Raw genomic sequence first — 12,116 nt, 5'->3', positions numbered from 1 at the left:
GAATGGTTGAAGTGTCATGCAGGTGGTGTCTCATATGGCGCAACGATCTAATCGATCGTCGGATGACAGGAGCGCGACATGGGTCTGCTGGACGGCATTCTGGGCGGGGCGGGCGGCGACGGATCGCCGATCGGCGCCATCACCGATCTTCTCGGCCAACAGCAGGGCGGGCTGGGCGGCCTGATCGGCGCCTTCGAACAGGGCGGCCTGGGCGAAATCGCCAAGTCGTGGGTCTCGACCGGGGGCAACCTGCCGATTTCGGCTGAACAGATCCAGGCCGTGCTGTCCTCGGGGTTGCTTGCCGACTTCGCGGCCAAGCTGGGCGTCGATCCGCAGGCGGCGGCCGGCACGCTGGCCCAGGTGCTGCCCCAGGTGATCGATCAACTGACCCCGAACGGTCAGGTCGCCGCCGGCGGCGGCCTGGGCGGCCTCGCCGACATCCTCGGCAAGCTCAGGGGCTAGGGTCGCTGGACCACCAGCGCTTCAGGCTCCGCAGGATGCGCCAGCTGACATAGAGCACGCCGAGCGCGCAGAGCAGCAGGCCGACCGCCACGGCGATGGCGATATGCGGCTGGCTGAGCACCAGCCATAGGCCGCCGGCGGTCATCACGTCCTCAAAGCCGCTGACAGCGATGTTGCTGACCGGTTCGGGGCTGGTGTTCACCGCCGCGCGGGCGCTGGCCTTGGCGCTATGGCTGAGCAGCGCCGCGCCCCCGCCGAGCATGAACACCACCACCTGCCAGGCGGGGTCGGAGGCGTCGACGATGGCCAGGGCCAGCAGCGCTCCGCCCAGCGGGCGCACCAGGGTGTGCGCGCCGTCCCAGAGGGTGTCGAACCACATCACCTTGTCGGCGACCAGTTCGGCGATCGCGCCGAGGGCGGCGACGCCGATCACCCAGGGATTGGCGAGGGCGTCGAGAGCCTGGATCTTCTGCGGCAGGTCGATGACCCCGAACCGCATGGCCAGACCCACGGCGGCGATGCAGGCGTAAAGCCGCCAGCCCGCCAGAAAGCTCAGGCTCGCGGCCGTTCCGACCAGTTCGACCGCGCCCATGGCCCGATCTCCCAGCAGCTTCTCGCGGTGAGGCTAGCCCCGATCAACCGGGAGGTGAAGCTCAGCGCTGGAAGTTGAAGACGTAGGCTTCCTGCAACAGGTTGTTCCCGCGCATGAACTCGGCCATCGACTCGTAGGTCGCGGTGCGGACCGTGCCGTCCTGGTCGTCGGTGCGCAGCCGTTGGTCGGCGATCGGCCCGAACAGTCGCACCACGGCGTTGGTCTTCACGACCGTCGGCTCGTAATGGGCCTTCAGGTTGGCGGTGATCCGTTGCGGATCATCCGTCTGCCAGATCGCCGCGCCGATGACGTTCAGCATGAAGTTGTTGCAGTTCTGGTATTTGCGGGCCCACGGATTGGCGACCAGCGAATAGGCCGGGTTGTGGACCTTCTGGTAGGTCGGGCTGTCGATCACGGCCAGGATGCGGCGCTGCATTTCCGGGCTGGGGATGATCACCGCCATGTCGTCGACGGTGGAGCCGCGGGTGAAGTCCAGCGGATAGTCCTGCACCAGCCGGCTCTCGATCTTCGACCAGTCGGTCCCGTTGCCGGCATAGAGGTTGTAGACCGCGTACCCCTGCATCGTCCCGCCATCGGCGGTCTTGATGTCGCGATATACCCAGAACGCGCCGTGGGTATAGGCGATGCCCTCGGGCAGTTGGTCGCGCATGCGTCCGGCGCGGAACACCATCGCCACCCGCGCGCCCTTGGCGGCGAGATCGCGCTCGACCTGCTTGGAGAACGCGGCGGCCTGTTCGGCGCTCAGGTGCTGGGAGATCGCGCGGACGGAGCTGTCTTGCGCGCTCGCCGGCACAGCGGCGGCGCTCAACGCCGCCGCGATCAGCGCGGCTTGAAGGATTTTCATCAGGGGGTCGGCTTCTGGGCGTTGTAGGGCACGGCGGGCATGGCGTCGGGCGAGACGACCACCTTGTCGTCGACCTTCAGCGGGCCGGACGCGAAGTCGGCCGAAGCGCCGGCCGCTTCCGACAGACCACCCCCGACCGCAGCCGAGCCTGCGCCGACGCTCACGGCCGCAGACCCCGCGGCCCCCGAACCGGCCGCCGCGACGCTCACGGGGACGGCGGCGACGCCTACCACGGCCTGCACGCCCGCGGCGGCGAGGTGACCGACCGCTTCGGACGAGGCGCCGCCGGCGGCCGAGGCGTTGGCGGCGCTGTCTTGGGCCAGGGCCGGCGCGGCGCCTGCGCCAAGGGCGAGCGCCGCAATCATGAGAACGCGCATGTGAACACCTCCGATGAGTTCATGGTGCAGCTAGGATCGGGCCGGAATTGCGGCAAACGCTTTGCGACGAACTAGACTTCCAGCTCGACGACCAGGGGCACGTGGTCGGACGGCTTGTCCCAACCGCGAACGTCCTTGTGGATGACGCAGCCGCGCAGCAGGTCCGCCGCTTGGGGCGAGAGCAGGGCGTGGTCGATCCGGATGCCGTTGTTCCGCTGCCAAGCGCCGGCCTGGTAGTCCCAGAAGGTATAGGCCCCAGGCGAGCCGTCGGCGGTCATGAAGGCTTCGGTCAGCCCCAGCCATTGCAGGGCCCGGAACGCTTCGCGGCTCTGCGGCTGGAAGAGGGCGTCGCCCAGCCAGTTCTCGGGATGGGCCGCGTCGCGCGCCTCGGGGATGACGTTGTAGTCGCCGACCAGGGCCAGCGGCTCCTCGTAGCTCAGCAGTTCGCGGGCGTGGGCGTTGAGTCGCGCCATCCAGTTCAGCTTGTAGTCGAACTTCTCGGTTCCGATCGGATTGCCGTTGGGCAGGTAGATCGAAGCGACTCGGACCGGGCGAGGTCCGCTGATCACCGCCTCAAGGTAGCGCGCCTGCTCGTCGGCGTCGTCGCCGGGCAGGCCCTTTCGGACGTCCTCCAGCGGGGCCTTCGAGAGGATCGCCACGCCGTTGTAGGTCTTCTGGCCGTGAACGGCGACGTTGTAGCCCAGGCGCTCGAAGGCCTCGGCCGGGAATTTTTCGTCGACGCACTTGATTTCCTGCAGGCAGGCGACGTCCGGGGCGGCCTCCTCGAACCAACGCAGCACCGTTTCGAGGCGTGCGTTGACAGAATTTACGTTCCAGGTCGCGATGCGCATCGACTGCTCCAGCTAGGGGTGGGGACGCTAGTGGCGCCGACTGCGTGGCTCAAGCCCCGCGAACGCACGTGACCTTGTCGCAATGATAGTCTAGCTACCTGCGACCAATTGTCATTGCACGGGGGTATTCATGTCGCGTTTTGCAAAGCTGGCCATGGTCGGCGCAGCGGTGCTGACTGCGGCGCCAGTCGGTGCGTTCGCCCAGGGCCGTCCGGCCAAGGCGTCCAACGCTCAGAAGATGCAGGAAGCCGCGTCGGCCGAGGTGCCGCGTTGCACCCGCAAGCTCGGCACGCTTTCCATCACCAACGGCGACGATCCGCGCGGCTGGAACCAGTACAACCTCGCGCCGCCGGCCAAGCTTCTGCGCTCGATCGTCCAACGCTCGGGCTGCTTCAACCTGGTGGACCGCGGCGCCGGCCTCAACGCCGCCCAGGCCGAACGCGACATCGGGTCGGGCCTCGGCATGCAGCGCGGCTCGAACGTCGGCCAAGGCCAGATCAAGGCCGCCGACTACGTCCTGGTGGCCGAAGTGCAGGCCGCTGACGGCAATGCTGGCGGCTCGGCCCTGGCCGGCATCGCCGGCGGCCTGATCGGCGGCACGGCCGGCGCGCTGGTCGGCGGCATCAAGACCCGCAAGCTGGAAGCCAACACCGTGCTGTCGTTGACCAACGTCCGCACCACCGAAACCGTGTCGGTGACCGACGGCTACGCGGTGAAGAACGACATCGGCTGGAGCGCCGGCGGCGGCGGCTTCGGAACGACCGGCTTCGGCGGCGCCGTCGGCGGCGGCTACGAAGACACCGAGACCGGCCGCATCGTCACCCTGGCCTTCATTCAGGCCTATTCTAAGATGGTCAACGAGCTGGGCCTGGTCTCGGCCTCGCCGGGCGCGGCCCAGGCCTCGCCGGCCAAGACTTTCACCGCAACTGCGCCGGTGAACATGCGCCGCACGCCGGACGCCAAGGGCGCCCTGGTCCGTGCGCTGAACCCGGGGGCGATCCTCTATCCGACCGGCCAGAAGAACGGCCTGTGGTGGGAAGTCGCCGACGAGAACGACAATGTCGGCTGGGTGCTGAACACCAAGCTCGAACCCTCCCGCTAGGGCTCGAAATAGAGGGCGGGGGCCGCGGCTCCCGCCCTTTTTGATTCAGGACCAGGCGGCCCGATCCGGATCGTCGCGCCACACCCGCCAGCTCTCGAAGACGGCCAGGCCCGCCGCCGCGAGCAGGCCTGCCGCCAGCGCCTGCAGGCCGGCTGGCTGCGGCGTGAACGGAGCGGCGATGATCCCCGCCAGTCCGCCCCAGAAGAACAGCCGGCCCATCAGCCGGTTGGACTTGTCCCAGGCCAGCCGGCTGGCGAACGTCCATGGCGTGCGCACGCCGATCAAAGGATTGGGCGCGACCTTGCCGAGATAGGCCCCGATGCCGGTCAGGGCGAAGCTGATCGTCAGGTGACTGAAAAGCGCCGCGCCGCCGGCCGCCAGGCCGAACGCCACCGCCGCCATCAACACGCTGACCCCGCTGGCGACTGCGACGACGACGATTGTCGTCAGGCTCATGATTGTTGGTGACGCGACGGGCGTCCTTCGTCCGAGCGACAGATGCTCCAGTCCGAAGGTGGAGATCATCGAAAGGCCGGCCATCAGGCCGATGACGAAGGCGGCTTCGCCCCGGGTTCCCCAGCGGTCGACTTCGCCGGCGAGATCGAAGTGCATGGGGATCGGCGATGTCGGTCCAAACTGCGCCACATAGAGGGCCAGGGCGATCTGGGCCGTGGCGGCGGCGGCCCCGGCGGTGCGGACGATGGAGCGGTTCATGTCTCGGAGGCCTTCTGTGCGGGGAGGGGGCGGCGGTCCATGAGCTCAAGCAGGAAGGCCACGGCCTCCTCGACCGCCGAGATATTCAGGCGATAGCGAATCGATGCGCCGTCGCGCTCGGTCTCCACCAGCCCGGCGTCCTTCAGCGCCGTCAGATGCCCGGTGATCGAAGGCCAGGCCATGTCGAACTCGGCGGCGATGTCGCCGGACGCCATCGGGCGCTCGCGTAACATCTCGACGATGCGACGGCGGACCGGGTGGGAGAGGGCCTTGAAGACTGCGCTCATAGGATAAATCCTAATTAGGAAATATCCGAATTTCAAGTCGCGCGCCCAAAGCTCGGCGGTCGCGATGATCTGAGCGCTAGATCGAGAAGCTGACGCCGCAGCCGCAGCTGGACTTGGCGTTGGGGTTGCGGACCTTGAACTCGGCGCCGGCCAGTTCGTCGACGAAGTCGATCTCCGAGCCCTTCAGCAGCACCAGCGACATCTCGTCGACCAGGGCCGCGGCGCCGTCACGTTCGATCTTCAGGTCGTCGGGCTGCGCGGCGTCCACCAGGTCGAACTGGTACTGGAAGCCCGAACAGCCGCCGCCCTCGACCGCGATGCGCAGCATGATCGGCTTGCCTTCGGCGGCGCCGATTTCGTGCAGCCGCTTGGCGGCGGCGGGCGAGAGTGTGAGTTCGGTCGTAGTCATACTGCGGAAAACCTCTGCCTGGACTATATGAGATCGCCAAGCCCTTCGTCCAAGAGGGCGTCGTCAAACCGAGACCCGATGATCCTTCCGCCCCGCGCGCCCTACGCCGAAGATCCCACCAAATCCTTGGGCCGTAAGGTGTCCGAGCCGGAGAGCCGCACCCGCACGCCCTTCGCGCGCGACCGCGACCGGATCATCCACGCGACGGCGTTCCGGCGACTCAAGGAAAAGACCCAGGTCTTCGTGGCCCACGAAGGCGACCATTTCCGCACCCGACTGACCCATTCGCTGGAAGTGGCGCAGATCGCGCGCTCGGTCGCCACGGCCCTCGGTTTCGAGCCGGATCTGGCCGAGACCATCGCCCTGGCCCACGATCTCGGCCACCCGCCGTTCGGTCACGCCGGCGAGGACGAACTGCAGATCCAGATGGAGAAGTATGGCGGCTTCGACCACAACGTGCAGACCTTCCGGGTCGTCACCAAGCTGGAGCGCCGTTATCCCGGCTGGGACGGCCTGAACCTGACCTGGGAAACCCTGGAAGGGATCATCAAGCACAACGGGCCGGTGGCCGATAAGCTGGGCCGCCCGTCCTGGAACTCGATCGCCGAATTCGACAAGGGCTACGACCTGCGCCTGTCGACCTGGGCCTCGGCGGAGGCCCAGGTGGCCGCCCTGGCCGACGACATCGCCTACAACAATCACGACGTGGACGACGGCGTCGCCGCCGGCCTGTTCACCCTCGACGACCTGCTGGACGTGCCGCTGATCGGGCCGATCCTGGCTGGGGTCTACAAGGACTATCCGGGCGTCGATCCCGTGATCACGCGCCTGGAGGCTGTCCGGCGGATGATCGGGGCGATGGTCGACGATGTTCTGGCTGAGACCCATCGTCGCGCCCTTGAGGCCAAGGTCGCCACGCCCGAGGACGTGCGCAAATTGGACCACGCGCTCGTCTCCTTTTCGCGGGACATGCTTGAGGACCTGTCGCGGCTGCGCGAGTTCCTGATGAACCGCATGTACCGCTACTGGAAGGTCAATCGAACTCGCAGTCAGGCCCGCCGCATTCTTGCCGAGATGTTCCAGTTGTTCATGGCCGAACCCGACGTTCTGCCGACGGAGTGGTTCGCTCGATCGCAGAACCGCGACGAGGCCGGGCGGGCGCGAGTGGTGTGCGACTACATCGCCGGCATGACCGACCGGTTCGCCATCGAAGAGCACCGCCGACTTTTCCACCTCGACGTCTGGAATTAGGCGTAGGGCTGGCTTCGAAGCCTCGGTCCCCTTCGGTAAACTAACCGAAACGCTGCGCGCGATTCGCGCTGCGGCCACCGAGTCCTTTTCGGAGCCTTCCATGTCCGACCCCGATCGCGGCGCCTATACGCCCCCGACAGATGCGCCGCTGTCCTTCGATGCGCGCCAGCCGGTGCGCGGGGGTGGTCCTGCGCCCGTCATGCTGATCCTGAGCGCCCTGGTCCTCATCGCGCTCGTGGTCGCCATCATCATGTTCTACCGCTCCGGCGTGCGCGAGGCCGGCGATGCGCCGCGCACCGTCGGCGCGCCGGTGGCCGAGATGAAGGCCGCGCCGCCGGCCGAGGCCCAGCCCGCCGATCCGGCCGCCGGCCTGCAGATCTATCATTCCGAGGACGGCTCCGAAGCGCCGGCCGCGCCGAACTTCACCGCGCCGCCGGAACAACCACAGGCTCGCCCGGCTCCGGTGACCGTGCAGCCGCCGCCGCGTCCGGCTCCGAGCTCGCCGGTCTCGGCCGCGCCGATCGCCCCGACCACTGCAGGCGGTCTGCGTCCGGCCGTGGCCCCGCCGGCCGCGCCGGTGACCAAGGTCACGCCGCCGGCGGCTCCGGCCCCGAAGTCGATCGACGCCGCGCTCGCCCAGGCGCCGGCCCCCAAGCCCGCCGCCTCTGGTGGTCCGGCCGCGGTGCAGATCGGCGCATTCTCGTCGCAGGCGCTGGCGGATTCGGAGTGGAGCAAGGCTGTCGCGGGCGCGCCCGGCAAAGGCAAGAAGGTCGAGGCGGTCCAGAAGGGGACCTCGACCCTCTACCGCACTCAGGTCACCGGCTTCGCTAGCCGCGCCGACGCGGCGGCCTTCTGCGACAAGCTGAAGGCGGCCGGCAAGAACTGCTTCGTGAAGTGACCCGCGCGGCGATCCTCGGTTGCTCGGGGCTGAGCCTCTCGCGGGAGGAGGAAGCCTTCTTCCGCGACGTTCAGCCGTGGGGGTTCATCCTCTTCGCCCGCAACGTCGAGGCTCCAGACCAGGTGCGCCTGCTGGTCGACCAGCTGCGCGCCACCGTCGATCGTCCCGACGCGCCGGTGCTGATCGACCAGGAAGGCGGCCGGGTTCAGCGCCTGGGGCCGCCGCACTGGCGGCGCTACCCGCCCGGCCGCGCCTATGGCGAATTGGCCTCCAATGACCCGCTGCTGCGGCGGGAGATCACCCGCCTGGGCGCGCGCCTGCTGGCCCACGACCTCGCCGCGCTGGGGATCAATGTCGACTGCGTGCCGGTGCTCGACGTGCCGGTGGCCGGCGCCCATGACGTCATCGGCGACCGCGCCTACGCCAAGACCCCGGATGGGGTGGCGCTGCTCGGCCGCGCCGCCTGCGAGGGGCTGATCGCCGGAGGCGTGCTGCCGGTCATCAAGCACATCCCCGGCCACGGCCGCGCCATGGCCGACAGCCACCACGACCTGCCGGTGGTCGAGACCGCCTATGACGAGCTCGACGCCTGGGACTTCGCGCCGTTCAAGATGCTGTCGGACATGCCGATGGCGATGACCGCCCACGTCGTCTACTCGGCCGTAGACGCCAAGCGGCCGGCGACGACCTCGAAGAAAGCGATGCGCGGGGTGATCCGCGGGGCGATCGGCTTCGACGGGCTGGTGATGAGCGACGACCTGTCGATGAAGGCGCTCGGCGGCGAGTTCGCCGACCGCGCCCGCCACTCGCTGGCGGCCGGCTGCGACGTGGTGCTGCACTGCAATGGCGACATGGCCGAGATGAAGGCGGTGCTAGACGGGACCAAGGCGCTGTCGGGCCAGGCCCTGCGCCGGGCCAAGGCCGCGCTCGGTCGGTTGGCCAAGGTTCCTGAGCCCTTCGACCTCGAAGAGGCCCGGGCCCGGTTCGACGCCGCCTTCGACGGCAGGTGGGCTGCGTGAACGGCTTCCAGCCCACGCTCGACTTCGAAGCGGCCAAGACGGCGGCCGAAGACGGCGATGCGCTGGTCATCGACATCGACGGCTACGAAGGTCCGCTGCATGTCCTGCTGGCCCTAGCCCGCAACCAGAAGGTCGACCTGCTGCAGCTGTCGATCACCAAGCTGGCCGACCAGTACCTGTCCTTCGTCCAGCAGGCGCGGCGCGTGCGCTTCTCGCTGGCGGCGGACTACCTGGTCATGGCCGCGTGGCTGACCTACCTGAAGTCGCGGCTGCTGCTGCCCAGGCCCGAGCGCCCGAAGGCCGAGGAGCTTCCGGCCGAGGAGATGGCCGCCCAGCTCGCCTTCCGCCTGGCCAAGCTCGACGCCATGCGCAAGGCCGCTGACGCCCTGCGCGACGGCGCGCAACTGGGCCGCGAGGTGTTCGTCCGTGGGGATCCCGAAGCCATCAAGGTCGTGCCTTCGACCCGTCTCGAAGGCGATCTCTACGGCTTGATGAGCGCCTACATCGAACAGCGCCGCAAGGAGCAGGGCCGCCACTACACCCCGCGCGTCCAGCAGGCCTATCCTCTGGAGGACGCCCGCGACCGGCTGCGCCATATGCTGCCCGACCTCGGGCGCTGGACCCCGCTGACCGGGGTCGCGCCGCTGCGGCCTGCCGGCGAGGGACCGAGCCAGGCCTCCTATGTCGCCTCGACCCTCTCGGCCAGCCTGGAGTTGGTGAAGGAGGGGGCGCTCGAGACCCGCCAGCTTGAGGCCTTCGCAGACATCTATCTGCGGGCCCGCAAGGAGTTGCGGCCATGAGCGGCGACACCGAACGCCAGATCGAGGCGCTGTTGTTCGCAGCCGCCGGGCCGCTCAGTCACGAAGACCTCGCCAAGCGGCTGCCGGCCGGCGCCGACGTGCCCGCGGCGATCGCGGCGCTGCAGGCGACCTATGAGGGCAGGGGGGTGGAGCTGGCTTGCGTCGCTGGCCGCTGGCGCTTCCAGACCGCCCAGGACCTGGCCTTCCTGATGACCGAGGAGCGCGAGGAGCCACGCCGGCTCTCAAAGGCCGCGCAGGAAACCCTGGCCATCATCGCCTACCACCAGCCCGTCACCCGCGCTGAGATCGAGTCGGTGCGCGGCGTCCAGGCCAGCAAGGGCACCCTCGACGTGCTGCTGGAACTTGGACTGGTGCGGATGCGCGGCCGTCGCCGAACGCCTGGCCGGCCGGTGACCTATGGCACCACCGACGCCTTCCTCGAGCACTACGGCTTGGCGCACCTCAGCGACCTGCCCGGGGTAGCGGAGATGAAGGCGGCCGGGCTGCTCAGCCTAGACCTGCCGCCCGGCTTCAATGTTCCTAATCCCGCCGGCCTGGGAATGCCGGAGGAAGACCCGCTGGGAGACGACGAGGCGCCCGAATTCCACACGGATTTCCTGGGCGAGGACGATCCAGCGCACTAGGACGCGTGGCGTCTTGCAGCGTGACCGACTATATTCCGTTCTCAATAGGGACGGGCGCGCGGCCGAGGGCGGCCGCCGACGTTAAGGAGTTTGGCCTGATGGGCTCATTTTCGATTTGGCATTGGCTGATCGTTCTGGTCGTCGTGGCGCTGCTGTTCGGCGGCCGCGGCAAGCTTTCGGGCATCATGGGCGACGCCGCCAAGGGCATCCGCGCCTTCCGTGACGGCCTGAAGGACGAGCCGACCTCTGCGGAGAGCAAGCCGCTGCCGAACACCGAGCGGGAAAAGGACGAAGCGCGCGGCTGACGCGCCCGTCTCATCGCAGATTCGCCCGCGCCGGTTCCGATCGGCGCGGGCTCATACGTCTAGGCTGCCTTACGAATGCTTCCCGAAATCGGCGGGCTTGAACTCCTGGTGATCGCGGCGGTCGCTCTGATCGTCGTCGGCCCCAAGGACTTGCCTATGATGCTGCGCAAGCTTGGCCAGTTCACGGCCAAGATCCGCGGCATGGCCAACGAGTTCCGCGCCAGCTTTGATGAGATGGCGCGCCAGTCCGAGCTGGACGAGCTGCGCAAGGAAGTCGAGGCCATGCGCCGCGGCCAGCTCGCCGACACGGCGGCGGCGGACGCTTCCAAGGCCCAGGTCGACCAGGTCCTCAAGGAGATCGGCGACAGCCTGCAAGGCTCGGACGTGCGGTTCCCGCCCTCGGCGAGCCAGAGTTACGATCCGCCGGCCCCGGAGCCGGCGGCGCCTGACCCCGCGCCCATCGTTGAGGAAGCCAAGCCGCGCGCCCGTCGGACGGCGAAGCCGAAGGCGGAGACCGACGCCAAGCCGAAGGCCGCGAAACCGAAGGCCGCCGCCAAATCCAAGGCCGGAGCCAAGGCGTGAGCAGCCCCTACGACCACGACGAGGCCGAGATCGAGGCCTCGCGCGCGCCGCTGCTTGACCACCTGGTCGAGCTGCGTTCGCGCCTGATCGTCTGCGTGCTGGCCATGGCGATCGGGTTCGCCATCTGCTTCGGCTTCTCCAAGCAGATCTACATGTTCCTGCTGCATCCGTTCGCGATCGCCGCCCAGCTGCTGGCGGCCGAGCAGGCGGCGCACGCCCAGCAGGCCGGCGGCTTCGACATCCTGAAGTTCCTGTCTGGGACCAAGGACCTGTTTCTGGCGCTGATCGGCGCGCGCGAGGTGCCCGACGCGGCCGGCGCCGAGAAGCTGAAGCTGGTGTTCACCGCCCCGCTCGAGTTCTTCTTCACCAAGCTGAAGCTGGCCGGCTTCGGCGCGGTGGTGCTGACTTTCCCGGTGCTCGCCTGGCAGGTCTACGGCTTTGTCGCGCCGGGTCTCTACAAGCGCGAGCGCAAGGCCTTCCTGCCGTTCCTGCTGGCCTCGCCGAGCCTGTTTCTGATGGGCGCGGCGCTGGTCTACTACGTGATCCTGCCGTTCGTGCTGTGGTTCTCGCTGTCCCAGCAGATCGTCGGCGACGCCGGGGTCACGGTCGAGCTGTTGCCCAAGGTCTCGGACTATCTGAGCCTGGTGACCACGCTGCTGCTGGCCTTCGGTCTCTGCTTCCAGCTGCCGGTGGTGCTGACCTTGCTCGGCATGGCCGGTCTGATCTCGTCCAAGGCGCTGTCGAGCGGCCGCCGCTACGCCATCGTCGGCGTCTTCGTGGTCGCCGCCGTGGTCACTCCGCCCGATCCGATCAGCCAGACCATGCTCGCCGTGCCGATCATCCTGCTCTACGAGATCTCGATCTGGTGCGTGAAGCTGATCGAGATCCGCCGCAAGCGCGAAGAGGACGAGGCCGGCACGGACGTGGCCGTGGTCTAGAGCCCCTCGCACTTACGATG

At 68.4% G+C, this 12,116-nt stretch carries 17 protein-coding genes; 10 read left to right on the top strand and 7 right to left on the bottom strand.

Annotated elements, in window-relative coordinates:
• The first annotated feature begins 78 nt into the window (after positions 1-78).
• Positions 79-462, top strand: a complete 384-nt coding sequence (locus OUA97_RS00465; protein ID WP_267229755.1) for a YidB family protein — start codon at positions 79-81, stop codon at positions 460-462.
• On the opposite strand, the gene OUA97_RS00460 is transcribed toward OUA97_RS00465, so the two are convergent.
• The 4 genes from OUA97_RS00460 to xth all read right to left on the bottom strand — a co-directional run bounded on the left by OUA97_RS00460 (position 452) and on the right by xth (position 3,147).
• A complete protein-coding gene (locus OUA97_RS00460) occupies positions 452-1,054 on the bottom strand; it encodes a DUF4126 domain-containing protein (RefSeq protein WP_267229754.1) in 603 nt (200 codons plus the stop codon). The genes OUA97_RS00465 and OUA97_RS00460 overlap by 11 nt on opposite strands.
• Before the next feature lie 61 nt (positions 1,055-1,115).
• On the bottom strand, positions 1,116-1,919 hold the full coding sequence (locus OUA97_RS00455; RefSeq protein WP_267229753.1) for a DUF2145 domain-containing protein: 804 nt from the start codon (positions 1,917-1,919) through the stop codon (positions 1,116-1,118).
• On the bottom strand, positions 1,919-2,296 hold the full coding sequence (locus OUA97_RS00450) for a hypothetical protein (RefSeq protein ID WP_267229752.1): 378 nt from the start codon (positions 2,294-2,296) through the stop codon (positions 1,919-1,921). The genes OUA97_RS00455 and OUA97_RS00450 overlap by 1 nt, the downstream gene beginning before the upstream one ends.
• Positions 2,297-2,367: 71 nt before the next feature.
• The gene (gene xth / locus OUA97_RS00445) at positions 2,368-3,147 is read right to left on the bottom strand and encodes an exodeoxyribonuclease III (protein ID WP_267229751.1); all 780 of its coding nucleotides are present in this window, start codon (positions 3,145-3,147) and stop codon (positions 2,368-2,370) included.
• 130 nt (positions 3,148-3,277) lie between these two features.
• Between xth and OUA97_RS00440 the strand changes: the two genes are divergently transcribed.
• Positions 3,278-4,249 (top strand): CsgG/HfaB family protein, encoded by a 972-nt coding sequence (locus OUA97_RS00440; protein WP_416362397.1) that lies wholly within the window; start codon positions 3,278-3,280, stop codon positions 4,247-4,249.
• A 45-nt stretch (positions 4,250-4,294) separates the two neighbouring features.
• Here OUA97_RS00440 and OUA97_RS00435 read toward each other — a convergent pair whose 3' ends face one another.
• The 3 genes from OUA97_RS00435 to erpA all read right to left on the bottom strand — a co-directional run bounded on the left by OUA97_RS00435 (position 4,295) and on the right by erpA (position 5,659).
• Complete coding sequence (locus OUA97_RS00435) at positions 4,295-4,963, bottom strand: SdpI family protein (RefSeq protein WP_267229750.1); 669 nt, start codon at positions 4,961-4,963, stop codon at positions 4,295-4,297.
• Complete coding sequence (locus OUA97_RS00430) at positions 4,960-5,250, bottom strand: metalloregulator ArsR/SmtB family transcription factor (RefSeq protein WP_267229749.1); 291 nt, start codon at positions 5,248-5,250, stop codon at positions 4,960-4,962. Before OUA97_RS00430 ends, OUA97_RS00435 begins: the two co-directional genes overlap by 4 nt.
• A gap of 76 nt (positions 5,251-5,326) precedes the next feature.
• Positions 5,327-5,659, bottom strand: coding sequence for an iron-sulfur cluster insertion protein ErpA (erpA, locus tag OUA97_RS00425; protein WP_267229748.1), 333 nt, complete (start codon positions 5,657-5,659; stop codon positions 5,327-5,329).
• 78 nt (positions 5,660-5,737) lie between these two features.
• On the opposite strand from erpA, the gene OUA97_RS00420 reads away from it, so the two are divergent.
• The 8 genes from OUA97_RS00420 to tatC all read left to right on the top strand — a co-directional run bounded on the left by OUA97_RS00420 (position 5,738) and on the right by tatC (position 12,096).
• Positions 5,738-6,910 carry a deoxyguanosinetriphosphate triphosphohydrolase gene (locus OUA97_RS00420; RefSeq protein WP_267229747.1) on the top strand — a complete coding sequence of 391 codons (1,173 nt, stop codon included), beginning with the start codon at positions 5,738-5,740 and terminating at the stop codon, positions 6,908-6,910.
• 100 nt (positions 6,911-7,010) lie between these two features.
• Positions 7,011-7,808 carry an SPOR domain-containing protein gene (locus OUA97_RS00415; RefSeq protein WP_267229746.1) on the top strand — a complete coding sequence of 266 codons (798 nt, stop codon included), beginning with the start codon at positions 7,011-7,013 and terminating at the stop codon, positions 7,806-7,808.
• Positions 7,805-8,827: a beta-N-acetylhexosaminidase gene (gene nagZ, locus OUA97_RS00410; protein WP_267229745.1), complete on the top strand. Its 1,023-nt coding sequence runs from the start codon at positions 7,805-7,807 to the stop codon at positions 8,825-8,827. The genes OUA97_RS00415 and nagZ overlap by 4 nt, the downstream gene beginning before the upstream one ends.
• Positions 8,824-9,627: a segregation and condensation protein A gene (locus OUA97_RS00405; RefSeq protein WP_267229744.1), complete on the top strand. Its 804-nt coding sequence runs from the start codon at positions 8,824-8,826 to the stop codon at positions 9,625-9,627. Before nagZ ends, OUA97_RS00405 begins: the two co-directional genes overlap by 4 nt.
• On the top strand, positions 9,624-10,271 hold the full coding sequence (gene scpB / locus OUA97_RS00400; protein WP_267229743.1) for an SMC-Scp complex subunit ScpB: 648 nt from the start codon (positions 9,624-9,626) through the stop codon (positions 10,269-10,271). The genes OUA97_RS00405 and scpB overlap by 4 nt, the downstream gene beginning before the upstream one ends.
• A gap of 98 nt (positions 10,272-10,369) precedes the next feature.
• Positions 10,370-10,576 carry a twin-arginine translocase TatA/TatE family subunit gene (locus OUA97_RS00395; RefSeq protein ID WP_183769598.1) on the top strand — a complete coding sequence of 69 codons (207 nt, stop codon included), beginning with the start codon at positions 10,370-10,372 and terminating at the stop codon, positions 10,574-10,576.
• Between the two features lie 75 nt (positions 10,577-10,651).
• A complete protein-coding gene (gene tatB, locus OUA97_RS00390) occupies positions 10,652-11,158 on the top strand; it encodes a Sec-independent protein translocase protein TatB (protein WP_267229742.1) in 507 nt (168 codons plus the stop codon).
• Positions 11,155-12,096: a twin-arginine translocase subunit TatC gene (gene tatC / locus OUA97_RS00385; protein WP_267229741.1), complete on the top strand. Its 942-nt coding sequence runs from the start codon at positions 11,155-11,157 to the stop codon at positions 12,094-12,096. Before tatB ends, tatC begins: the two co-directional genes overlap by 4 nt.
• Positions 12,097-12,116 lie beyond the last annotated feature (20 nt).

This window comes from Phenylobacterium sp. 58.2.17, assembly GCF_026411515.1.
GTDB lineage: Bacteria > Pseudomonadota > Alphaproteobacteria > Caulobacterales > Caulobacteraceae > Phenylobacterium.
Note: the sequence above shows the minus strand (reverse complement) of the source record. Positions and strands in the feature narration are given on the sequence as shown.

What these genes read in the sequence shown, in the direction of transcription:
- OUA97_RS00465 (WP_267229755.1), top strand. Translation starts at nt 79, where the DNA reads ATGGGTCTGCTGGACGGCATTCTGGGCGGGGCGGGCGGCGACGGATCG.
- OUA97_RS00460 (WP_267229754.1), bottom strand. Translation starts at nt 1,054, where the DNA reads ATGGGCGCGGTCGAACTGGTCGGAACGGCCGCGAGCCTGAGCTTTCTG.
- OUA97_RS00455 (WP_267229753.1), bottom strand. Translation starts at nt 1,919, where the DNA reads ATGAAAATCCTTCAAGCCGCGCTGATCGCGGCGGCGTTGAGCGCCGCC.
- OUA97_RS00450 (WP_267229752.1), bottom strand. Translation starts at nt 2,296, where the DNA reads ATGCGCGTTCTCATGATTGCGGCGCTCGCCCTTGGCGCAGGCGCCGCG.
- xth (WP_267229751.1), bottom strand. Translation starts at nt 3,147, where the DNA reads ATGCGCATCGCGACCTGGAACGTAAATTCTGTCAACGCACGCCTCGAA.
- OUA97_RS00440 (WP_416362397.1), top strand. Translation starts at nt 3,278, where the DNA reads ATGTCGCGTTTTGCAAAGCTGGCCATGGTCGGCGCAGCGGTGCTGACT.
- OUA97_RS00435 (WP_267229750.1), bottom strand. Translation starts at nt 4,963, where the DNA reads ATGAACCGCTCCATCGTCCGCACCGCCGGGGCCGCCGCCGCCACGGCC.
- OUA97_RS00430 (WP_267229749.1), bottom strand. Translation starts at nt 5,250, where the DNA reads ATGAGCGCAGTCTTCAAGGCCCTCTCCCACCCGGTCCGCCGTCGCATC.
- erpA (WP_267229748.1), bottom strand. Translation starts at nt 5,659, where the DNA reads ATGACTACGACCGAACTCACACTCTCGCCCGCCGCCGCCAAGCGGCTG.
- OUA97_RS00420 (WP_267229747.1), top strand. Translation starts at nt 5,738, where the DNA reads ATGATCCTTCCGCCCCGCGCGCCCTACGCCGAAGATCCCACCAAATCC.
- OUA97_RS00415 (WP_267229746.1), top strand. Translation starts at nt 7,011, where the DNA reads ATGTCCGACCCCGATCGCGGCGCCTATACGCCCCCGACAGATGCGCCG.
- scpB (WP_267229743.1), top strand. Translation starts at nt 9,624, where the DNA reads ATGAGCGGCGACACCGAACGCCAGATCGAGGCGCTGTTGTTCGCAGCC.
- OUA97_RS00395 (WP_183769598.1), top strand. Translation starts at nt 10,370, where the DNA reads ATGGGCTCATTTTCGATTTGGCATTGGCTGATCGTTCTGGTCGTCGTG.
- tatB (WP_267229742.1), top strand. Translation starts at nt 10,652, where the DNA reads ATGCTTCCCGAAATCGGCGGGCTTGAACTCCTGGTGATCGCGGCGGTC.